Origin of the sequence: Rhodopseudomonas sp. (genome assembly GCF_013377015.1) — a bacterium.
GTDB lineage: Bacteria > Pseudomonadota > Alphaproteobacteria > Rhizobiales > Xanthobacteraceae > JARJEH01.
In genome coordinates, this window is the sequence record NZ_JACABA010000002.1 from 817,020 (window position 1) to 841,017 (window position 23,998).

Sequence of the window (23,998 nt, forward strand, 5' to 3'; positions counted from 1 at the left end):
GCGTCGGAACAACAGGAAACGCAATGAGCGCGCCGCCCCGTCGCGAGCTTCCAACCGCCCAGCCGTGCCGCGGCACGTTGCGCGCTGGGATGGGCGGCGTCGACGGCGCCGCGCGCGCAACGACGGAGGCGGGCGATGCAATTTGATCTCAGCCACGAGCAGCGCCAGATCCTGGAATATGGCGACCACGTCGCCAAGACCTTCGACCGCAAATACTGGATGGACTGCGCCGACCGCCACGTGTTCCCCGACGCGCTGTATCAGCGCGTCGCCGAGGACGGCTTCGTCGGCACCATGGTGCCCGAGCAATATGGCGGCGCCGGCCAGGGCATGGTCGAGATGCACCTGTTCCTCGAGGGCCTGTCGAACAACGGGATTCCGCTGCTGAACCTCGTGGTCGGCGCGGCGATGAGCCTCGGCTTCATCGCCAAATACGGCTCCGAGCAGCAGAAGGCGCGCTATCTGCCCGAGGCCTGTAGCGGCAAGACCCGGTTCTGCTTTGCGATCACCGAACCCGACGCCGGCACCAACACCATTCTCACCAAGACGACGGCGGCCAAACGCGGCAACCGCTTCGCCCTCAACGGCCAGAAGACCTTCATCACCGATGCCGACGGCGCAGACTACGCGCTGGTGGTGACGCGGACCACGCCGCACACCGAGGTGAAGAAGAAGTCTGACGGCTTCACGCTGTTCGTGGTCGACCTCAAGGCCAAGGGCGTTTCCAAGCAGTTCATTCCGGTGTCGATCCCGGCGCCGGAAACTCAGTGGCAGCTATTCTTCGACGACGTCGATCTCGGCCCCGAGGACGTCGTCGGCGAGGTCGACAAGGGGTTCGGCATCCTGTTCAAGAGCCTGAACCCGGAGCGGATTCTGGTCGGATCGATCTGCTGCGGACTCGGCCGCTACGCGCTCAACCGCGCCATCGACTACGTCAAGGAACGCAAGGTCTTCAACAACGTGCCGATCGGCGCCTATCAGGGGCTGCAGCATCCTTTGGCCAGCGCCCGCACCGACATCGAGCTGGCCTCGCTGATGACGCTGAAGGCGGCCTGGATCTTCGATCAGGGTCGCGAGGCCGGCGAATTCGCCAACATGGCCAAGCTCGCCGCCGCCGATGCCGGCATCAAGGCGGTCGACACCGCGCTGCAATGCTTCGGCGGCAACGGCTTCACCAAGGAATACGGCATCTTCGACATCTATCCTTTGGTGCGGCTGTTGAAGACCGCGCCGCTCAATCGTGAGATGATCCTCAACTACATCGGCGAGCACGTCATGGGCTTGCCGCGCAGCTATTAGGAACCGCGATGGCGTTGATGAAGTCGGAGGTCTTTCCGGCCAGCGAGGAGTATCGCCGCAACCGCGAGGTCTATGCCGAGCGGATCGCCGATTTGCACCGCCGCCGTAAAGCCGCGGCGTTGGGCGGACCCGCGCGGGCGCGGCAGTTGCACAAGGAACGCAACCAATTGCTGCCGCGCGAGCGGATCGCCGCCCTGCTCGATCCCGGCTCGCCGTTTCTCGAATTCTGCCAGCTCGCCGGCGAAGGCATGTATGAGGGCGTGCCGCCCGGCGGCAGCATCATCACCGGCGTCGGCATCGTCGCCGGTCGCCCCTGCATGGTCATCGCCAACGACGCCACCGTGAAGGGCGGCACCTATTACGGCATCACTTGCAAGAAGCACGTCCGTGCCCAGCGTTTCGCCTGGCAGCACCGCCTGCCCTGCATTACGATGGTGCAGTCCGGCGGCGCCAACCTGCCGGATCAGCCCAACATCTTTCCCGACGAAGGCCAGTTCGGCTCGATCTTCTACAACCAGATCCGGATGTCCGGCGAAGGCATCGCCCAGATCGCGATTGTGCACGGCCCCTCCACCGCCGGTGGCGCCTACATGCCGGCCTTGTGCGACGAGACCGTGATCGTGCGGAATCAAGGTGCGATGTTCTTAGGCGGACCGCAGCTGGTCTATGCCGCGACCAAGGAAGAGGTCGGCATCGAGGCGCTCGGCGGCGGCGAGATGCATAGCCGGATCAGCGGCGTCACCGACCATCTGGCCGAAAGCGACGGCCACGCCATCGCCATCACCCGCGACATCGTCGCCAATCTTGGCGGCATCGCGCCGCAGCTTTGGGACGTCGCGCCACCGCGCGAGCCGCGGTTCGATCCCAACGATATCTACGGGCTGATCAGCGCCGACCCGCGGGTACCTACCAACAACCACGAGATCGTGGCGCGGATCGTGGACAACAGCGAGTTCCACGAATTCAAGCCGCTGTACGGCGAGACCCTGATCACCGGCTTCGGCCGCATCATGGGATTCGAGATCGGCATCCTGTGCAACAACGGCGTGCTGTTTTCGGAATCGGCGTTGAAGGCGACGCACTTCATCGACCTGTGCTGCAAGCGCAACATTCCGCTCTTGTTCATGGCCGACGTCACCGGCTTTATGGTCGGGCGGCAGGCCGAAGAAGGCGGCATCTCCAAGCACGGCGCCAAGATGATCACCGCGATGGCCAGCGCCAACGTACCGAAATACACGCTGATCATCGGCAATTCCTACGGCGCCGGCTACATGTCGATGTGCGGCCGCGCCTTCAAGCCGAACGCGATGATGATGTGGCCGAACGGCCGCTCCGCGATCATGGGACCGGACCAGGCCGCCAACACGCTGGCGATGGTCAGGGATGAAATCCACAAGCGCGAGGGCACCAGCTGGAACGACGAGGAGCGCGAGGCCTACCGCGCGCCGGTGCGCAAGGAATTCGAGGATTTCGCCAACGCCTACAATTTCGCCCGCAACACCTGGTGCGACATGGTGATCGATCCGTTGGAAACCCGCCAGGTGATGGCGATGCTGCTCGATCTCGCCGGCCGCTTGCCGCGGCAGCGCACCGATGTCGGCGTGCTCCGGATGTGATGGCAAAGGAACGCCTGCGTTGTTCAAGAAAATCCTGATCGCCAATCGCGGTGAAATCGCCTGCCGGATCGCCCGCACTTGTCAGCGGATGGGGATCGCGGTCGCCGGCGTGCATTCGTCAGCCGACGCCGACGCGCTGCATGTCCGCATCATCGGCGAGTCGATCGAGATCGGCGGGCCCGCGGCGTCCGACAGTTACCTCAAGATCGACGCAGTGATCGCGGCGGCGAAAGCCACCGGCGCCGAAGCGATTCATCCGGGTTTTGGCTTCCTCGCCGAGAACGCCGGCTTCGCCCGCGCTGTCGAGGCCGCCGGCCTGGTGTTCATCGGACCCACCCCCGAGGTGATCGAACGGCTCGGCGACAAGGCCTCCGCCAAGCACGAGGCCGAGGCGGCCGGTGTCGCCACCGTGCCGGGCAGCAAGACGCCCAGCGAGGACAAGGCCGCGATCGAAGCGCTGGTGCGCGAGATCGGCCTGCCGGTGATGCTAAAGGCCGCGGCCGGCGGCGGCGGCAAAGGCATGCGGATCGTCAACAGCTTCGACGGCATCGGCGACGAAATCGAATCGGCGATGCGCGAAGCCAAAAACTCGTTCGGCCATGCCGGACTGATCGTCGAACGCCTGATCGCGCGCGGCCGCCACATCGAGGTGCAGATCGCCGGCGACGGAGCCGGCAACGTCATCCACCTGTTCGAGCGCGAATGCACGTTGCAGCGGCGGCATCAGAAGCTGATCGAGGAGGCCCCCGCCGCCAATCTCAGCACTGCATTGCGCGACAAAATGCTCGCCGACGCGGTGCGGCTCGGCCAGCGGCTGAACTATCGCGGCGTCGGCACCGTGGAATTCATCGTCAGCGACGACGCCTGCTATTTTCTCGAGGTCAATCCGCGGCTGCAGGTCGAGCATCCGGTGACCGAGATGGTGACCGGCATCGACATCGTCGAGCTGATGCTACGGATCGCCGCGAGCGACGGCCTGCCCTGCGCGCAGACCGAAGTGAGTTGCGGCGGCCACGCCATCGAGGCGCGGATCTGCGCCGAAGACCCGGCCAATGGCTTCCTGCCCTGCACCGGCGAGATCTCCTATGTGCAGTTCCCGGCCGATGGGGTGCGGGTCGAAACCGGCATCGACAGCGGCTCGCGTGTCACGCCGTACTACGACCCGATGCTGGCGAAGCTGATCGTGCATGCGGCCACCCGCGACGAGGCGCTCGACCGGCTCGGTCGGGCGCTCGATGAAACCTCGATCTTCGGCATCACCACCAATGAGGCGTTCCTGAAGCGCCTGACCGCGCTGCCGGAAACCCGCAACGCCACGTTCCACACCAGACTCATCGACGAGCAGATCGATCGGCTGGTCGACAAGACACCGGGGCTCGACACCGAGGCGCTGGCGCTCGGCGGCGCGTTCTGGATGCTACAGCAACGCCCGCCTGCCGCCGTGAATCCTTGGCAGTCGCGCGCACTGACCGGATGGCAGATGTCGACCGGCGACCAGGGCCTGTCGCCGATCCCGATCCTGCATCTGGCGAGTGTCGGCGCCAGCGCCGAAATCCGCTTCGCACCGTTGCAGCCCGACGGCTCGATGCTGGTCGGCGTCAATGACGCGCAACTTCGGGTCCGGCTGGTGCCGCTGCACAACGATAGATTCACCGCGATTGTCGGCACGCGCAGTGAGACCGTGCGGATCACTCAGGACGACCAGACCATCTTCGTGCATGATCTGCGCGGCATCCACGCGCTGACCGCGATTCCCTATCTCGCTTTCATCAGTGCAGTCGCCGAGACCAGCGGGGAGCTGCGGGCGCCGATGATGGGCATGATCCTGAAGGTCAACGTCGCGGTCGGCGACCGCATCAGGGCCGGCGACGTTGCCGCCATTCTGGAATCGATGAAAATGGAGTTGCGCATCAGCTGCGAAGCCGATGGCATCGTCACCGCGGTGAATTGCCGGGCCGGCGAAACCGTCGAGCGTAACGCCATCGTGGTGGTGGTCGAACCCGCATCGCTCACATAGCAATTCATAAGGACGGAGAGAGAGCATGGATCTTGGTTTGAAGGGCAAGTCGGTCGTCATCACCGGCGGCGGCTCCAACATCGGCCGCGGCATCGTGCTGGCTTTCGCCACCGAGGGCGCGCACATCACCGTCGGCGACCTCGACGAGGTCCAGGCTGAAAGGGTCTCCGAGCTCGCCCGCGCCGGCGGCGCGGCCAGCGTGCAGGTGATCAAGACCGACGTCACCGATCTTGAGCAGGTCAAGGCGATGTTCAAGGCGGCGACCGACAAGCACGGCACCGTCGACGTGCTGGTCAACAATGTCGGCTGGGACCAGTTCCTGTTCTTCACCCAGACGACGCCCGAGCTGTGGCAGAAGATCATTCAGATCAACTATGTCGGCCTGCTCAATTGCACCAAATGCGCGCTCGACATCATGGTGCCGAACAACAAGGGCGCGATCGTCGCGATCAGTTCGGACGCCAGCCGTTCGGGCGAGCCGCGCGAGGCGGTCTATGGCGGCGTCAAGGCCGCGGTCAATTCCTTCATGAAGACCATCGCCAAAGAGAACGGCCGCTACGGCATCCGCTGCAACGTGGTCTGCCCCGGCGTCACCGTGCCGACCAGCACCGACGAGGTCGGTTCCACCAGCATGTGGGCCAAGGCTGACAGCTTCTTTTCCGCCGAGCAGTTCGAAAAGATCGCCAAGTCGTTGCCGCTGCGCAAACTCGGCCGCCCGGAGGACACCGCCAATGCGGTGGTGTTCCTGGCGTCGTCCGCGGCCGGCCACATCACCGGTCAGGTGCTGTCGGTCTCCGGCGGCTACACCATGATCGGCTGACGCGGCAACCATTTAGGGAGACGGCAATGCGATTGGGAAGCGTCAACTACGAAACCCAGGGTCGGATCGCGATCCTGACGCTCGACGAGCCGAGCCGACTTAACGCGCTGAGCGTCGGCATCCGCGAAGGCATTCTCGCCGGGCTGAAGCGAGCCGACGCCGACGACGAGATCCGCGTCGCGATCATCACCGGAGCCGGAGAGAAGGCGTTCTGCGCCGGCGCCGACATCGGCAATTTCGATTTCGATCCGGAAAAGGCCCGTGCCTTCATGGTCGCGGCGCTGGAGGTGCTGGCCGCGCCGGAGAACACCCGCAAGCCGGTGATCTCCGCAGTCAACGGCATCGCCTATGGCGGCGGCTTCGAGCTGGCGATTGCCTCGGATTTCATCATCGCCTCCGACCGCGCCCGCTTCGCGGTGCCGGAGATCAAGCTCGGCCTGCTGCCGGGTTTCGCGATCGTGCGATTGAACGACATGGTCGGCCGCGCCAAGGCCAAGGAAATGAGCATCCTCGGCGAGCCGATCAGCGCCGAGGAAGCCTGCCGGCTCGGTCTGGTGCTGCGGGTGGTGCCGCACGAGCAATTGCTCCCCGAGGCCATCGCCTTCGCCGAACGGATCGCCGCGAAACCGCGGCTCGCGGTGCAGATGGCGAAGTCGTTCTACAATCGCGGGCTCGGCGGCGACGAAATGCGCCACGTCGTCGACGGCTTTCCATTCCTGTTCATGCACGAGGACGCCCGCGAGGGCATCTCGGCTTTTCGCGAGAAGCGCGAGCCGCGTTTCAAACCCTAGCCGGCGCATCCACCCTGAGATGCAAACGAGCAGCCACTGAACGCAAATCGAGCATGCGAGCGAAGTAAACACGCCCTGCAGGGACAACCGCCTTGCATGGATTTCTAACGTTGGTTAGCCTGAAAATCGATCGACCGACAGAAGGCGCAGAATTCAACGCGCCCGGCCCGCGCAAGCGGAGCCAGATGGTCGACCACGTGCGGAGGAAATGAGTTGGGTTTGGCTGGGGACAACAGCGGTCCGGCGCTCGAATGCCGATCCGTCGAGCGACGGTTCGGCGGCATTGTCGCGCTGAACGGCATCGATATGCGGATCGAGCGCGGCGAAATCTTCGGCCTGGTCGGGCCGAATGGCTGCGGCAAAACCACGCTGGTCAACGCCATCACCGGCTTCTATCCGCCGCAGCGCGGTTCCATCGTGCTCAACGGCCGCGACATCACCGGGCTGGCGCCGCATTACGTCGCCACTCTGGGCGTCGCCCGCACCTTCCAGAATCTGGCGCTGTTCAACGGCATGAGCGTGCTGGACAACATCATGCTCGGCCGCCACGTCCACATGAAGCCCGGCGTGATACGCACCGCGTTGTATTGGTGGCTGGCGCGCAGCGACGAGATCGCCCACCGCGCCGTGGTCGAGGACGTGATCGACTTCCTGCAGCTCGAAAGCGTGCGCGACGAACTGGTCGACGGCATTCCGATCGGCCTGAAGAAGCGCGTCGAGCTGGCCCGGGCGCTAGCCGCCGAACCCAGCGTGCTGGTGCTCGACGAGCCGATGGCCGGCATGAACCAGGAAGAAAAGGAATACATGGCGCGGTTCATTCTCGACGCGCGCGACGAGCGCAACGTCACCGTGCTGCTAATTGAACACCACATGGACGTCATCACCGGGATCTGCGACCGCATGCTGGCGCTGAACTACGGCGCGATGATCGGCACCGGCATCCCGGCCGATGTGGTCGCCGACCCCCGCGTCGTCGAAGCCTATATCGGAGGCGCGCATGCGGCGCGCTGAGCCCACCGCGGCCTGGAATTTCGAGATCGACACCACGCTGATCCGGGTGCTGGCGCGCAACGCCGAGGCGTTCCCCGAGCGTGTGGCGATGCGCGAAAAGGCCCGCGGCATCTGGAACGAGATGACCTGGCGGCAGCTGCTCGACAGTGTGCTGTGCTGCGCCGCGGGGCTCGAGCGGCTGGGATTTCGCGAAGGCGACGTGATGCTGGTGCTGGGCGACAACCGGCCGCGGCTCTACGCCGGGATGCTGGCAACCGGCGCGCTGGGCGGCTACCCGATGCCGGCGTTCCCGGATGCGACGCTCGACGAGTTGCGGCATTTCGTCAGCGAAGCCGGCGCGCGCTTCGCGCTGGCCGAGGATCAGGAGCAGGTCGACAAGCTGCTGGAGCTGCGCGATCAGGGCACGGTGATCGATCACATCCTGTACGACGATCCGCGCGGGCTCGCGACCTATCCGCAGCCGGGGCTGATCTCGTGGGAAACCATCCAGGCCAGCGGTGTCGAACAGCTGGCTGCCGCCCCGTCATTGCGCGCAGCGCTGATCGACCGCGCCAAGCCCGAGGGTCCGGCGATCTTCGTGCATTCGTCGGGCTCGACCGGCAAGCCGAAGGGCGTCGTGCTGTCGCAAACCAATCTCTTGGCCGGCGTGCGCAACGCCTATCGCGGCGGCGCCTTCGGCTTCGGCGAGGATATCCTGGCCTATCTGCCGATCGCCTGGATCGGCGACTTCGCCTTCTCGATCGCCGCCGGGGTGGCGCTGCACTTCACCATCAACATCCCGGAGCGTCAGGAGACCGTGCTGCATAATCTGCGCGAAATCGCGCCGACCATGTATCTGGCGGCGCCGCGCAGCTGGGACAATCTGCTGACCACGATCCAGGTCCGGATGGAAGATTCGTCCTGGCTGAAGAAGCGGATCTACGATTTCTTCATGTCGACCGCGATCGCCGCGGAAAAGCGCCGGCTCGACGGCGGCCAGCCGAGCCTGCGGCAGCGCCTGCTGGCGCCGCTCGGCGAATTTCTGGTCTACGGGCCGATCAAGGACCAGTTCGGGCTGACCCGGCTGCGCGGCGCCTTCACCGGCGGCGAGGCCATGGGCGAAGACACCTTCGTGTTCTATCGCGCGCTCGGCATCAAGCTGCGCCAGCTCTATGGCCAGACCGAAACCAGCGCCTACAACGCGATTCAGGGACCCGACGAGGTCCGGCTGCACACCGTCGGGCGGCCGCTACCCGGGGTCGAGATGACGATCAGCGACGCCGGCGAGATCATGATCCGCTCCGGCAGCGTGTTCAGCGGCTATTTCAAGCAGGACGACGCCACCCGCGACGCCCTGGTCGACGGCTGGCTGCACACCGGCGACGCCGGCTATCTGGAGCCCGACGGCCATCTGGTGGTGCTGGGACGGCTGTCGGACGTGGTGCACACCGCCAAGGGCGAGCGCTACATTCCGAACTACATCGAGAACCGGCTCAAATTCAGCCCCTACGTCAAGGACGCCGCGGTGCTGGGGCGCGACCGCGATACGCTGGCGGCGATCATCTGCATCGACAAGGACGCCGTCGGACTGTGGTCCGAGCTGCGCGGCATCTCCTACATCTCCTATGCCGACCTGTCGCAGAAGCCGGAAGTGATCCAGCTGATCGCCGGCGCGGTGAAACACGTCAACAGTACGCTCCCGGAAGGATTGCAGTTGCGACGCTTCGTCTGTCTGCACAAGGAGTTCGACGCCGACGACGGCGAGATCACCCGCACCCGCAAAATCCGGCGCAACGTGGTCGAGCAGCGCTACAAGCCGATCATCGACGCGATCTATGATCGCCGGAGCGCGGTGCTGATGCGCGCCGAGATCACCTATGAATCCGGCGAGGTCGGGGTGATCGAGCGCACCCTCTCCGTGCAGGAGGCCTGAGCGATGGACGCCGTCCTGTTGCTGGAATCCGCCGTCAACGGCGCGCTGGTCGGCCTGATGTATTCGCTGGTCGCGATCGGCATCGTGCTGATCTACAAATCCTCCTCGGTGCCGAATCTGGCGCAGGGCTCGATGACCATGCTCGGTGCCTATATCGTGCTGGCCATCTCCACCGGAGTCGGCGCGCCGATCTGGCTGGCGATCCCGCTGGCGATCGGGGTGATGTTCTTCGTCGGCATCGGCATCGAACGGCTGGCGCTGCGCCGCCTCGCCGGCAGGCCGGTGATCATGATCCTGATGATGACGCTGGGAATCGAGATCTTCCTGCGCGCCGGTACGATGACGATCTGGGGCGGCACCAGTCGGCCGATCTCGCTCGGCATCAGCGACGCGCCACTGTTTCTCGGCCCATTGTTGATCAACCGCGCCTATGCCTTCGGCGCGGTGGTCGCGCTGGCGATGTTCGGCCTGTTCGTGCTGTTCTTCCGCACCCGCACCGGCGTGGTGTTGCGGGCAATTTCCGACGACTACACCGCGGCCTGGTCGGTGGGAATTTCGGTCGAGCGCGGCGTCGCGCTGTCCTGGGCGATGGCGGCGGTGGTCGCCACCATCGGCGGGGTGCTGTGGGGCTCGGTGCAGGGCGTCGACCAGTCGCTGGCGCTGTTGCTGCTGAAGGCTGTCACCGTCGCGGTGCTCGGCGGGCTCGACAGCATCGGCGGCGCGCTGCTCGCGGGCCTCCTGCTCGGCATCGTCGAGGGGGTCGCCGGCAGCTTTCTCGATCCCCTGCTCGGCGGCGCCAGCCGCGATCTCGTCGACGCGGCGATGCTGATCCTCACCATCCTGATCCGGCCGCACGGCCTGTTCGGCCGCCACGACATCGAGAGGATCTGAGCTCATGTTCTTCCGCCAGGCCGGAATCTTCCACATCAACTACGCAGCCGACCGGGCGCTGTTTCCAATTCCCGCTGACCGCTGGATGGTCGGCACGCTGTTGGCGCTCGCGGCGACAGCGCCGCTGTTCATGAACACGCTGTATCTCAGCAGCTACATGCTGCCCTGGCTGGTGTGGACCGCCGGCGCGCTGGGGCTCAATCTGGTGCTGGGCTGGGCCGGCCAGTTCCACCTCGGCTACGCGGCGGTGATGGGGATCGGCGCCTACGCCGCGGTACACGGCGTTCGCCACGGCATTCCTTGGGAAATCGCGGTGATCCTTGGCGGGCTCACCGCCTCGGTGATCGGCATCGGCTTCGCGTTCGCGGCGCTGCGGGTCAAGGGCCTGTATCTGGCGCTGAGCACGCTGGCGCTGCAATTCGTGATGGATTGGACCATCTCGCACGTGCCGGCGATCAGCGGCGGCACCCAGGCGACGCTGCAGGCGCCGGATATCCGCCTGCTCGGCTGGCCGGTGACCTCCGACGCCGGGCTGTATTACGTCGCGCTGGTGTGGTGCCTGCTGGTCACCACCTTCATGCTGAATCTGCGCCGCACCGCGCTCGGCCGCGCGCTGGTCGCGGTCCGCGAGAAGGACTACGCCGCCGCCGTGATCGGCGTGAACAGCTTCTACTACAAGCTGGTGGCGTTCGCGACCTCGTCCTTCATCGCTGGAGTCACCGGCGCCATCCTGGTCAACACCTTTTATCACGCGGTGACACCCGAACAATTCTCGGTCGACGTCTCGATCCAGGCGCTGGCGATGGTAATCGTCGGCGGGCTCGGCAGCATCATCGGCAGCTATTTCGGCGCGGGCTTCATCCTGCTGATGCCGGGCGCGATGAACACCTTCATCTCCTGGGCCGCCGCCCAGTTCGGCCTCTCGCTCGGCATCGAGACCCTGGCCCATCTGCCGCAGGCGCTGTACGGCGCGCTGATCATCGGCTTTCTGCTGGTGGAACCGCTGGGGCTCGGCAAGATCTACAACAACGTCCGCGACTATCTGCTGGTGTGGCCGTTCGGCTACGTGAAGAAATAGCGGAGGACCACCGATGGAGCAGCCGAGCGTCGCACCGATCCTGTCGCTGAACAATGTCGAGGTGATCTACGACTACGTCTCGCTGGCGATCAAGGGCGTCTCGATCGAGGTGCCGACCGGCGGCATGGTGGCGCTGCTCGGCGCCAACGGCGCCGGCAAGAGCACCACGCTGAAGGCGATCAGCGGTTTGCTGACCGCCGAACGTGGCGAGGTCCGCCGCGGCGAGGTGACATTTCTCGGACAAAGCATCAGCGGAATGATGCCGCAGGACCGCGTCAAGCTCGGCATAGCCCATGTGCTCGAGGGCCGGCGGGTTTTCGAACATCTCACGCCGGAAGAAAACCTGGTGGCGGCGTCGGCGGTGCGCAGCCGCCACGTCATGAAGCGCAACATGGACCGGGTCTACGGATATTTTAAGCGGCTGCATGAGCGACGCGGCGTCGCATCCGGCTATCTTTCCGGCGGCGAGCAACAGATGCTGGCGATCGGCCGGGCGTTGATGACCGAACCGAAATTGCTGATGCTCGACGAGCCGAGCCTGGGGCTGGCGCCGTTTCTGGTCGCGGAAATCTTCCAGATCATCAGCACCATCAGCAAGGACGAAGGACTTTCCGTGCTCCTGGTGGAACAGAACGCGGTCGCCGCCCTCGATATTGTGTCGCACGGCTATCTGATCGAGAACGGCCGCATCGTGATGCACGACAGCACGGAGGCGCTGAAGCGAAACCCGGATATCCAGGAGTTCTATCTGGGCGGCGCCAAGGGCAAGGACTTCCGCGACATCAAGCACTACAGCCGCCGCAAACGCTGGCTGACCTGACGCCGGCCCATCGCCGGGACACGCTACCAAACCGATACGGCAGAGAATGCCGGATCCAAGCAAGGGAGGGTCTACTTATGAAATTGAAACTGGCTTCGCTCACATCGGGACTGGCGCTCAGTCTGATGAGCATGCTTCCGGCCAACGCCGCCGATCCGGTCCGCTTCGCGATGTGTCTGGATCTCAGCAAGGTCTATACGTTCATCACGCCGCAGATCGCCCAGTCAGCCCGCGACTACGCCGAACTGGTCAACCAGAAGGGCGGCATCGAAGGCCATCCGGTCGAGATCATCGTGCAGGACCATGGCAACGAGCCGCAGCGTGGCATCGAATGCTATGAAAAACTGAAACGCGAGGGCGTGATGGTGTTCGACACGCTGTCGACCCCGGTGTCGCGCGCGGTGCTGCCGCGCATCATGAAGGACGGCAACATCCTGATCCAGTCGCTGGTCGGCCGCGGCGACGCGATCGACGGCACCGTATTCAAATGGGTGTTCCCGATCGGCCCGACCTATTGGGGCCAGGCCGCCAACGACGTCGAATACATCAAGCAGAAATCAGGCGGCAGCCTGAAGGGCAAGAAGATCACCTTCCTGTATATCGACTATCCGTTCGGCCAGGAACCGATCGGTATCCTGAAGACGCTGGCCGAGAAGGAAGGTTTCGACCTGCAGCTGGTGCCCTACCCGCTGCCCGGCAACGACCAGGCCTCCGCCTGGACCCAGATCCGTCGCAACAATCCGGACTGGATCATCAGCTGGAGCCTGTCCAACATGCACGTGATCGCCTCGCGCGAGATGACCCGGAACGGCATCCCGATCAGCAAGTACATCGCGGTGAACTGGTTCAACGAGGTCGACATCAAGAACATCGGCGCCGACGCCGCCAAGGGTCTGAAGCGCGGCACCAACGTCGCCGGCGGATCGAACCAACCGCTGGTGCAGGAAATCCTCAAAGAGGTCTACGACAAGGGCAAGGGCAACGGCGACCGCAAGTTCACCGAGGACGTCTACTACAACACCGGCCTGGCGATCTATTCGATCGTCTTCGAGGGCGCACGGCTCGCGATCAAGAAGGACGGTTGGCCGCTGACGCCGGAAAAGCTGAAGAACGGCTTCGAGAGCCTGAAGAACTACGACGCCAACGGCCTGATGGCGCCGATCACCGTCACCCCGGAAGATCACGGTGGTGGCGGCAAGACCCGGATCGAGGAATGGGACGGCACCAAATGGGTGCCGCAGACCGACTGGATCGCCGGCTTTCCAGACGAAGTCTGGAGCGTCGTGAAGCAGCAATCGGCCGACTACGCCAAGTCGGAAGCCAACAAGTAGCAAGGACCCGAGTCCGAAGCCCCTGCTTCGGAGTCAACCATGCAAGATCGACGCTGCGCCGTCGGAGCATCGCTCCGGCGGCGCTGTCACATTGTTGTTCTGCAATCGCCGCATTGCACGCCAAGGAACCCGGTGCTTAGTGCATTTCGATGCCTTGATCGAAAAACGCCGTCATTCCGGGGCGCGCGCAGCTTTGCTGCGAGCGAACCCGGAATCTCGCTCAGGTGCCGTGCCTTGTCGCAAGATTCCGGGTTCGCTCGCCCGATGGGCTCGCGCCCCGGAATGACCGCGAGCTTTTGAGGCGAGTCGACTGACTCAACGAGGCGCTTAACCCGGCCCGTAGCGTCGCGACGCCTCGATCGTCAGCCCCTTGCCGACCGCGCCGAAGGTGTCGCCTTCGACCACGCGCGCCGCCGGCAGTGCCGCGGTGATCGCCTTGCGCACATGCGCGAGCCGTACCGAGCCGCCGGTCAGGAACACCGCGTCGACCCCGTCCGCGGCGAGCTGCGCCTGCCCCAGGCACAAGTCGATGCGGGCGCCGATCCGCTTCGCCAATTGCGCGGTGTGGCGGACCAGGTCGGGCCGCGCGATCGCCACGTTCAATCCCGGCTCGACCCATTCGAACGGAATCGCCGCCGTCTTGGCATCCGCCAGCGCGATCTTCGCGGCTTCGACCTCCATCGCCAGCGTATGGCCGCGCTGCTCGTCGAGCACCCGCACCAGGCGGTCGAGCAGCTTCGGATGTTTTGACTCGTGGCGCACCTGACGCAGTTCGATCATCACCTTCGGGTCGTACATCCGGTTGATGTTGGCCCAAGTCGCCAGATCGTGGAAGTAGCCGGACGGCACGTCGAGGCCGGCGCGTTTCATCGGGCTGCGAAAGCCGAACAGCGGCATCACCGTGCCAAGGCTGAGCTGCCGGTCGAAATCGGTGCCGCCGATCCGCACCCCGTCATTGGCCAGAATATCCGCCTTGCGGTCGGCCTTGAGATGGCGCTCCGGGCTCAAACGTACGATGGAAAAGTCCGAGGTGCCGCCGCCGATATCGGCGATCAGCGCGATTTCCTCGCGCGTCACCTCGCGCTCGTAATCGAGCGCCGCGGCGATCGGCTCGAACTGGAAAGTGACCTCGTCGAAGCCGACCGAGCGCGCGATCTCGCGCAGCGTCGCTTCCGCCTTGCGGTCGGCCAGCGGATTGTTGTCGACGAAATGCACCGGACGGCCATGCACCAGATTGCGCAATTCGCGGCCGCTCGCCTGTTCGGCGCGGCGTTTCACCGCGCCGATATAATAGGCGATGATGTCGCGAAACCCGGTGCGCTGGCGGCCCACCATGGTGGTCTCGTCGATCAGCGAGGTGCCGAGTACGGATTTCAGGCTGCGCAATAGGCGGCCGGGCGCGCCCTCGACATAGGCGTCGATCGCCTTACGTCCGATCAGGACCGCGCCATCGACCTCGTAGAAGATCGCGCTGAGAATCGTGCTGTGTCCGGGTTCCAGCGCGCACAGCACCGGCGCGTCGCCAATGATGCTCCCGAGCGTCGTGTTCGATGTTCCAAAGTCCAATCCACACGACGACATCAGCGATCCCAAAAGGAACGTTCGTCTACACACATCGCAGTCGGCGATCCAGAACTATATTTTTGCCTCAATTGCGGGCGCGAATGGCGCCAAACGGCATGCATTTTCAAGGCGAAGCCACGCCATCCACAGCTCTGGCGACTGCATCGCAACGGGCTTGATGCGTGGGCCGGCTTTGGTCCATAAGCCGTCTCCCCGGGCGTTCGGTTCACCGGCCTCGCTCTCTCGACGAAAGATTCGCGCGTGGCAAATATCATTCGACAGATCGCTAACGAGCTCGGTGTGCGCGAGCAGCAGGTGGAAGCCACCGTCGCGCTGCTCGACGGCGGCGCCACCGTTCCGTTCGTCGCGCGCTATCGCAAGGAAGCCACCGGCGCGCTCGACGACGCGCAATTGCGCACGCTGGAAGAGCGGCTGACCTATCTGCGCGAACTCGAGGAGCGCCGCACCGCAATTCTGAATTCGGTGCGCGAACAGGGCAAGCTCGACGCCACGCTGGAAGCCGCGATCCTCGCTGCCGACAGCAAGGGCCGGCTCGAAGACATTTATCTGCCTTACAAGCCGAAGCGCCGCACCAAGGCGGAGATCGCCCGCGAAGCCGGGCTCGAGCCGCTGGCCGAATTGCTGCTGACCACGCCCGAGAGCGATCCGCAGACGGCAGCGGCGGCGTTCGTCGATGCCGACAAGAACGTCGCCGATGTCGCCGCCGCGCTCGACGGCGCGCGCGCGATCTTGGTCGAACGCTTCGCCGAGGACGCCGACCTGATCGGCAGCCTGCGCGAGCAGATGTGGTCGGCCGGGCTGATGACGTCGAAGCTGCGCGACGGCAAGAAGGAAGCCGGCGCGAAATTCTCCGACTATTTCGATTTCAGCGAGCCCTTACACAAGCTGCCGTCGCACCGGATTCTGGCGATGTTCCGCGGCGAGAAGGAAGAGATCCTCGATCTGCACGTGCTGCCCGAGCCGGTGTCGGCGACGCCGGCGCCGGTCAGCCTGTTCGAATTGCGGATCATGAACCGCTTCGCGATTTCCGATCGCGGCCGCCCCGGCGACCGCTGGCTGCTGGAGACGGTGCGCTGGGCCTGGCGCACCAAGATCCAGGTCCATCTCAATATCGATCTGCGGATGCGGCTGTGGACCGCCGCCGAACAGGAAGCCGTGCGGGTGTTCGCCTCGAATCTGCGCGACCTGCTGCTCGCGGCGCCCGCTGGCGCGCGGGCGACGATGGGGCTCGATCCGGGCTTCCGCACCGGCGTCAAGGTCGCGGTGGTCGACGCCACCGGCAAGGTGGTCGCCACCACGGCGATCTTCCCGCACGAGCCGCAGAAGCGCTGGGACGAAGCCAAGGCGGTGCTGGCCAAGCTGGCGCGCGAGCATCGCGTCGAGTTGATTGCGATCGGCAACGGCACCGCCTCGCGCGAGACCGACAAGCTCGCCACCGAACTGGTGAAAGAGTTGCCGGAGCTGAAGATGGCCAAGATCGTGGTGTCGGAGGCCGGCGCCTCGGTCTATTCGGCCTCGGCCTTCGCCTCGGAGGAATTGCCCGATCTCGACGTCACCCTGCGCGGCGCGGTGTCGATCGCGCGGCGGCTGCAGGATCCGCTGGCCGAACTGGTCAAGATCGACCCGAAGTCGATCGGCGTCGGTCAGTATCAGCACGACCTCGGCGAAGCCAAGCTGTCGCGCTCGCTCGACGCCGTGGTGGAAGACTGCGTCAACGCCGTCGGAGTCGACGCAAACACCGCTTCGGCGCCGCTGCTGGCGCGCGTCTCCGGCATCGGCGCAGGCCTCGCGCAAAGCATCGTGCAGCATCGCGACGCCAACGGCCCGTTCGACTCGCGCAGCGCGCTGAAGAAGGTGCCGCGGCTCGGGCCCAAGGCGTTCGAGCAATGCGCCGGCTTCCTGCGGATCGCCGGCGGCAAGGACCCGCTGGACAATTCCGGGGTACATCCAGAAGCTTATCCAGTAGTTCGAAAGATTCTTGCGGCGACCAAGAGCGATATCAAGGCGTTGATCGGCAATGCGGAGATCCTGCGGCAAGTGCGGCCGCAGAATTTCGTCGACGATCATTTCGGTCTGCCGACCGTGACCGACATCCTGCGCGAGCTGGAAAAGCCCGGCCGCGATCCGCGACCTGCGTTCAAGGCCGCGGTGTTCATGGACGGCGTCGAGACGCTGAAGGACCTCAAGCCCGGTATGATCCTGGAGGGCGCGGTCACCAATGTGGCGGCGTTCGGCGCCTTCGTCGATATCGGCGTGCACCAGGACGGGCTGGTGCATATCTCGGCGATGTCGAAGACCTTCATCAAAGACCCGCGTGAGGTGGTGAAGCCCGGCGACATCGTCAAGGTCAAGGTGCTGGAGGTCGACGTCGCGCGCAAGCGGATAGCGCTGACGCTGCGTCTCGACGACGAGCTCGGCGCCCGGCCGGATCGCCAGCCGGATCGCGCGGCGCAAGCCCCGCGCGGCAATGCCCGCCCTGCCGCGGCGCAGCACAAGGCGCAGAAGCAAGCGGCCAGCAGCAACCCGTTCGCGGAGGCGTTTCAGAAGGCGGCCGAGAGCGGCAAGAGCGGACCGCGCTAACGGCTTTGGCACCGCGGCAAACATGCGAGGCGACTCAAGGCGGTTGTGGCCGCCTCTGTGGCCTAGAATTTTGGATGATAGTGGTTCAGGTGGTGGGCGCACCAGGGCTCGAACCTGGGAAGCCCCGCGCGTTATGAAGAACGCTGCGTCAATCCTCAGTCGGTCCAATCCATCATCGCACCGACCAGCCACCGGCTGGCGCGAAAACCCCGCCTCGCCCTGAGCGATCTCGCCGGCGAAACATTTCTGTTGCGCGAGCCCGGTTCCGGCACCCGCGGCCGGATGGAACAACTGTTCGAAACCGCACGTGTCCGTCCGAACCTCGGCATGGCGATGAGCAGCAACGAAACTATCACCCAGGCTGTCATCGCAGGCCTGGCATCGCCTTCATCTCCGCGCACACGGTAGCGACCGAACTCGACGAACGGCGGCTGGTGACGCTGGACGTGGCGGGCCTGCCCGTCGTCAGGCAATGGTTCGTGCTCGCGCGCAAGGACAAGGTACTGCTGCCGCCGGCCCGCGCGATGCTGGAATTTTTGGCTGCGCGCGGCGCCCAGTTCCTGCCGCGAACCCATGGCCGGGTCCGGATCACCCGGACTTCCGTGCGCCCGAAGCGAAAGTGACGGCGCCCGGACTCACGATTGAGCAATCGTCCGCCTGAACTCAGCGACTCGATCGGCAGGTCAAATCCCGGAGACACAACGCCCGAGACCGACATCGGCACCGCGCTACTGAACGACCCCGGGTATCGGCCCGAACGGACCGCGACATCGGCACGGCGCGCCAGGAGGTGCTGGAGGCGCACGGCAAATGATCGGGGGTGGTCCCGGCGGCCCAGGAGGAAGCGCCACGCACCTCAACGGAGGACGTGGGGGCGGAGGTGGCCCGAATCCCGGAGGTCCGACCGGCGGCGGAAACGGCTGAGCCAGTGCGCCATTCGTCACGCACAACGTAATCGCAATTGCGAGAGCTAGCCTGCCCATGATCAACCTCCGCTTCACACGCGCGAGCATGCCAGAAGATTCCATCATCGCAAAGGCTGACGCGCCTTAAGCAACAAATCGAAACATTAATACATCAATAGAAATGATCGTTCGCGCGGGGCGCTATCGATTCCGTCGAGGATGGCTTTCCGAGCGCCCAGCCCCCACCAACGAGACGGTTCCTTAAGCAGCTTGGCTTATACGACCGAGACAGGTCGGAAAGATTCTGTCCATTCGTGAAGATGGTTTCGTGGGAGCAACATATGTCGGTCACCGGTGCGAGTTCTTCCAGCGCAGCAAATGCTCTCTTGACGCTGCTCAATACGACCACTGCCAACAGCACGTCCGCAACTGAGACGACGCAAGCGTCGGCGGATGCCAACACGCAATCGAGTGCAGCGGCGAGTACCGCAAGCTCGTCGAGCTCGGGCGCTACGGCGTCGAGCCCATCGGGTCAGGTCAGCAGCGCCGTGATGAGCGTACTGCTGGATGCGCAGGCGTCCAGCGCGGTGGACGGTTCGTCGTCCGCCACGGCCGGCAGCGTCGCCGTCAGTAGCGGCGCCGATGGCAGTTCCAGCGCATCGACATCCAGTGGCGATACCGGCGCGAGCCCGGGTAGCTCGGAAAGCGGCAAGAGTTCGGCATCCGGCAGCGGCGATACGAGCTCGGGCGCGGGAAGCAGCGACAGCTCGAAGTCCAGCAGCAGCTCTGGATCGAGCAGTAGCAACAAGGTCTATGATACCGCGGACACGAACCAGGACGGCAAGGTTTCGGCGGCCGAGCAGGCAAGCTATGACGACAAGCACAAGGCTCACGCCAGCAAGAGCGTCGCCGCAGCCTCAGCTTGATACGCCATTGAAAAACCGGCCTCTGCTCCCTGCGCATCGGCTTCATCACATCCGCCCTTCCGGCAAACCCGGGGCGGTTCAGCGGCCTATCGAGATCGATTTGGAGCGACGGAATTGCACGATCGAAGGAAGGCAATTTCTGGAGGGGGATCAGGTTTCGATCGACGGAACGACGGGAAAGGTTTTTGAGGGAGCGCTGAAGCTCATCGACCGCAAGCATATTTGATCGAGAGGTACTGGCTGCCCCGGTCGCTATGATGCACGAGGCCGCCGCGATGGACCGGCCGTCGATCATGCAATGCCTGCTCCAGCGCATCGAGCACGAAGCCGGCGTGCGCCGTTCATGATGCTCGCCAACCCACGATCCTACGGGCATAGGCATCGATCACGAAGGCGACGTAGACGAAGCCGGTCCAGGTCGCCACATAGGTGAAGTCGGAGAGCCAGAGGACATTCGGCCTTGGCGCCTTGAGCTGGCGGTTGACTTGATCCAGCGGGCATGGCGCGGCCTTGTCGCTGATCGTGGTTTTGACGGTTTTGCCGCGGATTACCCCTTGTAGGCCCATGGTCCGCATCAGTCGCGACACCGTACAACGGGCAACACCGAAGCCTTCGCGCTTGAGCTGTCGCCAGACCTTGCGCACGCCATAGACCCGGAAGTTCTCATCGAAGACGCGCCGAACCTCGATCTTCAACCTGGCATCCAGCCTCGCGCGCGCCGACAGCTTGGCGGAATCGCGCCGCTTGGCCACATGTGCATGGTAGGTCGAGGGGACGATCGGCAAGACCTTGCAGATCGGCTCGACCCCATGCGCCCCGCGATGATCGTCAATGAAGGCGATCATGGCTTGTACCGGCGGTCGAGCTCCGCCGTCGCAAAATAAGCGCTTGCCTTGCGCAGAATCTCGTTGGCTTACCGAAGCTCGCGGTTCTCCCGCTCAAGGGCCTTCAGCTTGTCGGCCATGTCGCTCGGAACGCCAGCCCGCTTTCCGCTATCGACCTCGGCCTTCTTGACCCAGTCATGCAACGTCTGCGGCGTGCAGCCGATCTTGGCCGCGATCAATGTCACTGCCGCCCAGCGCGAGCGGTGCTCGCTCGCGTGATCCAGAACCATCCGAACCGCACGGGTCCGGACATCGGGTGAAAATTTGTTCGTCGTCTTGCTTGTCATGGCCCCATCCTCTCAGGAGTTGGAGCCTCCGGAAAACCCGGGGCGGTTCACTCGCCGGCTGCACCGTTCCGCAGATAGCCGCGATCACCGGTCACAGCCTGAAGGACGTTGAGACGATCCTTGAAGCAAACTACATGGGCGGTCAGGCGGAGCTTGCGGATCAGGCCATCGTGAAGCTGGTCGCGCAGTACGGTTCGTGAACGAGAACTGCAAACTACGGTGCAAACCGCATTGTCCGTTCCGCTTTGTTCTGTGAGGGTATTTCTTAAAAAGCCTTGCGCCCAAAAGGCTTAAGCTTGGTGGGCGCACCAGGGCTCGAACCTGGGACCCGATGATTAAGAGTCATCTGCTCTACCAACTGAGCTATGCGCCCGGAACCAGTCCGGAAATCCCTTGCGGGACGGCGTCGTTTAGCAAAGCGGACCGGGGATGTCCAGCAAAGCTGGCGGGATATTCCGGGGGGATTTGCAAATCTTCGCCAGATCGAAAAAACCGCCGGAAACCGGCGGTTTTCTGAAATGTTGGGGCAATGGCGCGGTGTTATAGCCGGTCCGGGCCGGGGCCGCCGTCCATCATGCCGGGGCCGCGACCCATCATGCCACGACCGGGGCCGCGCCCACGATCGCCGTCGTCGCCGCGGTCATCGCCCCGATACATCATGCCGTGGCCGCGCCAGTGCCTGCCGCCGAACCGGCCGTCCATATGGGTCAACGCCGCGAGCCGGCGCTTCTGGCCGTCGTCGAGGGTCTTGTAGAGCGGCTCTGCCGCGTCCGCGATCTTCTTCAGCGCCGCCGAACTGTTGGCCATCGTGTCGGCGCGCTCGCGCAGCTTCGCCACCGGATCGACCGGCTTGCCGCTGTCGTCGTCGTCGCGCCAGGCCTTCATCCGGGCATTGGCGCTCTCGATCCGCAGCTTGGCGAAATCGCGCACCGCGGCTTCGACCGGCGGCCACAGCTTGTCCTGGTCCGGCGTCAGTTTGAGGCCGGCCTTGACCGCAGCAATCCGCGCATCGGCGAAGGCGACGCGATCCTCCGGATTCATCCGCGACATGCCGTGGTTGAACCACCACGGCCGATGCTGGGCATAGACCGCGGTCGAGCCGGCGAGCACCAGCACGGCCACGCTGGCGAGAATGACTTTCTTCATGCGAGCCTCCTTTGAAGGTCGCCTGAAGATGAGCGCTCCGCCGCACCCGTTCAACTTAAGGTTTGGACAGAAAGCCCCGTGTTACCAAGATGTAATGTTGCCGCTATCGCGATACTCGAAAACCCTCACAGCATCCCCAGCATGCGCGGCAGCCACAGGGACAGCTCCGGTACGTAGGTAACCAGGCCGAGGAACGCGATCATCGTCAGCAGCCACGGCATCACCGCGATGGTGAGTTCGGTGATCCCCATCTTGGCGATGCCAGAGGCGACGTAGAGGTTCAGCCCGACCGGCGGATGGCACATCCCGACCTCCATGTTCACCACCATCAGGATGCCGAGATGCACCGGATGGATGCCGAGCTTGACCGCGACCGGAAACAGGATCGGCGCCATGATCAGCACGATCGAGGTCGCCTCCATCACATTGCCGGCGAGCAACAGCAGCACGTTCACCACCAACAGGAACACCACCCAGTTGACGCCGGCGCTCGACATCCAGTTGGCGATCTGCTGCGGGATGTTCTCGTTCGCCATCAGGAACGAGAACAGCACCGCATTGGTGATGATGTAGAGGATCATCGCGCTCATATTGGCGGAGCCGAGCAGCACCTTCGGCACGTCGCGCAGCGACAGGTCCTTGTAGACGAACACCGCGATCACGAAGGCGTAGACCGCGCTCATCGCCGCGGCCTCGGTCGGCGTGAAGGCGCCGGCATAGATGCCGCCGAGCACGATCAGGATCAGCAACAATCCCCAGATGCATTTACGGAACGCGACGAAGCTCTCCGCCCAGGTCGCGCGCGGCAGCCGCGGATAGTCGTTCTTCCAGGCCCGGTAGAAGGTGGTGAGGCCGAGCAGCGTCGCCAGCATCATGCCGGGGATCACACCGGCCATGAACAATTGTCCGACCGAGGCCGAGGATACGCGTACCCCGTTCGGATCGAGCGCGACGCTGCCGCCGGTCGCGACCGCATAGACCACCATCACGATCGACGGCGGAATCAGGATGCCGAGCGCGCCCGAGGTGGTGATGACGCCGGCGCCGAACCGCTTCGGAAATCCCTGCTTCACCATCGCCGGCAGCATGATCGAGCCGATCGCGATCACCGTCGCGGGCGACGATCCCGACACCGCCGCGAACAGCGCGCAGGCCACCACGCCCGCCAGCCCCAGGCCGCCATACCAGTGCCCAACCATCGAGGTGGCGAAATTGATCATCCGGCGGGCGACGCCGCCATGGGTCAGGAAATTGCCGGCCAGGATGAAGAACGGGATCGCCATGATCTCGAAATTCTCGATGCCGGTGAACAGCTTCAGCGACACCGCCTCAATCGGCACGTTGGTCATGAAGAATACGAAGGACAGCACCGTGAGGCCGAGCGCGATCGAGATCGGCATCCCGGTCAGCATCAGGACGATCAGCAGGGTGAAGATCAGGGCGCTGTTCACAGGATCACCTCCCGCCCGCCGGTGGGTGGGATCTCCGCCTCGATGCCCTCGACATAGGCATGGTCGTGATGCGGCAGTTCGTCATGGCGCCAGAAATGCCAGGCGACCTGCAAGAAGCGGAAGCACATCAGAAACGAGCCGAGCGGAATGCAAAGATAGACGATCCAGCTCGGCAGTTCGAGATCGGGCGAGGTCTGGTTGGTGTCGATCAGGCCGTAGACGAATTTCGCCCCCATGGTGCCGATCACCGAGGTGAAGAACGCGCCGCACAGCAACCCGAACATGATTGTGGCCTTGCGCCAGCGCGGCTGCATGATGTTCACCAGCACGTCGACGCCGACATGGATGCCGGTGCGCACGCCATAGGCGGCGCCGAACTTCGCCATCCACACGAACATGTAGATGCACAATTCCTGCGCCCAGGACAGGTTGATCGGGAACAGCAGCGGATAGAACAGCGGAATCCCGACCAGGTAGCGGTGCGCCACCGCGACGAAGATGATCAGGGTCGCCGCCCCGATCATGGTCATGATCAGGAGCTCCTCAAGCCGGTCGAGGATGCGCAGAAACATCAAGTCCCCCCATGCGGATCAGCCGCGTGTCGCCGTATGGCGATCTTCATTTTCTTGCGCCGACTCCGCCGCCGTCG

The 23,998-nt window shown here is 64.4% G+C and carries 18 protein-coding genes, 1 tRNA gene, 2 pseudogenes and 1 other annotated feature; of the genes and pseudogenes, 14 read left to right on the plus strand and 7 right to left on the minus strand.

The window, feature by feature from the left end:
• Positions 1-135 precede the first annotated feature (135 nt).
• The 11 genes from HXX15_RS12305 (at position 136) to HXX15_RS12355 (ending at position 13,586) form a co-directional block, all read left to right on the plus strand.
• Positions 136-1,299: an acyl-CoA dehydrogenase family protein gene (locus HXX15_RS12305; protein WP_296516339.1), complete on the plus strand. Its 1,164-nt coding sequence runs from the start codon at positions 136-138 to the stop codon at positions 1,297-1,299.
• Between the two features lie 8 nt (positions 1,300-1,307).
• The gene (locus HXX15_RS12310) at positions 1,308-2,915 is read left to right on the plus strand and encodes a carboxyl transferase domain-containing protein (protein WP_296516340.1); all 1,608 of its coding nucleotides are present in this window, start codon (positions 1,308-1,310) and stop codon (positions 2,913-2,915) included.
• A 19-nt stretch (positions 2,916-2,934) separates the two neighbouring features.
• Complete coding sequence (locus HXX15_RS12315) at positions 2,935-4,932, plus strand: biotin carboxylase N-terminal domain-containing protein (protein ID WP_296516341.1); 1,998 nt, start codon at positions 2,935-2,937, stop codon at positions 4,930-4,932.
• 25 nt (positions 4,933-4,957) lie between these two features.
• Positions 4,958-5,752, plus strand: coding sequence for an SDR family oxidoreductase (locus HXX15_RS12320; protein ID WP_296516342.1), 795 nt, complete (start codon positions 4,958-4,960; stop codon positions 5,750-5,752).
• Between the two features lie 26 nt (positions 5,753-5,778).
• Entirely contained in the window at positions 5,779-6,543 is a 765-nt protein-coding gene (locus HXX15_RS12325; RefSeq protein ID WP_296516343.1) for an enoyl-CoA hydratase/isomerase family protein, read from the plus strand.
• Positions 6,544-6,762: 219 nt separating this feature from the next.
• Positions 6,763-7,554, plus strand: a complete 792-nt coding sequence (locus HXX15_RS12330; protein ID WP_296516344.1) for an ABC transporter ATP-binding protein — start codon at positions 6,763-6,765, stop codon at positions 7,552-7,554.
• Entirely contained in the window at positions 7,541-9,466 is a 1,926-nt protein-coding gene (locus tag HXX15_RS12335; protein WP_296516347.1) for an AMP-binding protein, read from the plus strand. The genes HXX15_RS12330 and HXX15_RS12335 overlap by 14 nt, the downstream gene beginning before the upstream one ends.
• A gap of 3 nt (positions 9,467-9,469) precedes the next feature.
• Entirely contained in the window at positions 9,470-10,357 is an 888-nt protein-coding gene (locus tag HXX15_RS12340) for a branched-chain amino acid ABC transporter permease (protein WP_296516348.1), read from the plus strand.
• 4 nt (positions 10,358-10,361) lie between these two features.
• The gene (locus HXX15_RS12345; protein ID WP_296516350.1) at positions 10,362-11,435 is read left to right on the plus strand and encodes a branched-chain amino acid ABC transporter permease; all 1,074 of its coding nucleotides are present in this window, start codon (positions 10,362-10,364) and stop codon (positions 11,433-11,435) included.
• A 13-nt stretch (positions 11,436-11,448) separates the two neighbouring features.
• A complete protein-coding gene (locus HXX15_RS12350; RefSeq protein WP_296516352.1) occupies positions 11,449-12,255 on the plus strand; it encodes an ABC transporter ATP-binding protein in 807 nt (268 codons plus the stop codon).
• Positions 12,256-12,332: 77 nt separating this feature from the next.
• The gene (locus tag HXX15_RS12355) at positions 12,333-13,586 is read left to right on the plus strand and encodes an ABC transporter substrate-binding protein (protein ID WP_296516353.1); all 1,254 of its coding nucleotides are present in this window, start codon (positions 12,333-12,335) and stop codon (positions 13,584-13,586) included.
• A 327-nt stretch (positions 13,587-13,913) separates the two neighbouring features.
• On the opposite strand, the gene HXX15_RS12360 is transcribed toward HXX15_RS12355, so the two are convergent.
• The gene (locus tag HXX15_RS12360) at positions 13,914-15,167 is read right to left on the minus strand and encodes an Hsp70 family protein (protein WP_296516354.1); all 1,254 of its coding nucleotides are present in this window, start codon (positions 15,165-15,167) and stop codon (positions 13,914-13,916) included.
• A 243-nt stretch (positions 15,168-15,410) separates the two neighbouring features.
• Here HXX15_RS12360 and HXX15_RS12365 point away from each other — a divergent pair, with 243 nt between their 5' ends.
• Both HXX15_RS12365 and HXX15_RS12370 read left to right on the plus strand, forming a co-directional pair.
• The gene (locus tag HXX15_RS12365; RefSeq protein WP_296516355.1) at positions 15,411-17,750 is read left to right on the plus strand and encodes a Tex family protein; all 2,340 of its coding nucleotides are present in this window, start codon (positions 15,411-15,413) and stop codon (positions 17,748-17,750) included.
• 171 nt (positions 17,751-17,921) lie between these two features.
• Positions 17,922-18,373, plus strand: a pseudogene (locus HXX15_RS12370) (LysR substrate-binding domain-containing protein); the annotation flags it as partial.
• A gap of 814 nt (positions 18,374-19,187) precedes the next feature.
• Here HXX15_RS12370 and HXX15_RS12375 read toward each other — a convergent pair.
• The gene (locus tag HXX15_RS12375) at positions 19,188-19,463 is read right to left on the minus strand and encodes a hypothetical protein (RefSeq protein WP_296516356.1); all 276 of its coding nucleotides are present in this window, start codon (positions 19,461-19,463) and stop codon (positions 19,188-19,190) included.
• Between the two features lie 62 nt (positions 19,464-19,525).
• On the opposite strand from HXX15_RS12375, the gene HXX15_RS12380 reads away from it, so the two are divergent.
• Entirely contained in the window at positions 19,526-19,807 is a 282-nt protein-coding gene (locus tag HXX15_RS12380) for a hypothetical protein (RefSeq protein WP_296516973.1), read from the plus strand.
• Here HXX15_RS12380 and HXX15_RS12385 read toward each other — a convergent pair.
• The 5 genes and pseudogenes from HXX15_RS12385 to HXX15_RS12405 all read right to left on the minus strand — a co-directional run.
• Positions 19,800-20,752, minus strand: a pseudogene (locus HXX15_RS12385) (IS3 family transposase); the annotation flags it as partial. The gene HXX15_RS12380 and the pseudogene HXX15_RS12385 overlap by 8 nt on opposite strands.
• Positions 20,352-20,468, minus strand: a sequence feature (AL1L pseudoknot). Its footprint overlaps the pseudogene before it by 117 nt.
• A gap of 297 nt (positions 20,753-21,049) precedes the next feature.
• Positions 21,050-21,125: transfer RNA gene (locus tag HXX15_RS12390), tRNA-Lys, on the minus strand.
• Positions 21,126-21,292: 167 nt separating this feature from the next.
• The gene (locus HXX15_RS12395; protein WP_296516358.1) at positions 21,293-21,898 is read right to left on the minus strand and encodes a Spy/CpxP family protein refolding chaperone; all 606 of its coding nucleotides are present in this window, start codon (positions 21,896-21,898) and stop codon (positions 21,293-21,295) included.
• Positions 21,899-22,023: 125 nt separating this feature from the next.
• Positions 22,024-23,349 carry a TRAP transporter large permease gene (locus HXX15_RS12400; RefSeq protein ID WP_296516359.1) on the minus strand — a complete coding sequence of 442 codons (1,326 nt, stop codon included), beginning with the start codon at positions 23,347-23,349 and terminating at the stop codon, positions 22,024-22,026.
• The gene (locus HXX15_RS12405) at positions 23,346-23,921 is read right to left on the minus strand and encodes a TRAP transporter small permease (protein ID WP_296516360.1); all 576 of its coding nucleotides are present in this window, start codon (positions 23,919-23,921) and stop codon (positions 23,346-23,348) included. The genes HXX15_RS12400 and HXX15_RS12405 overlap by 4 nt, the downstream gene beginning before the upstream one ends.
• Positions 23,922-23,998 lie beyond the last annotated feature (77 nt).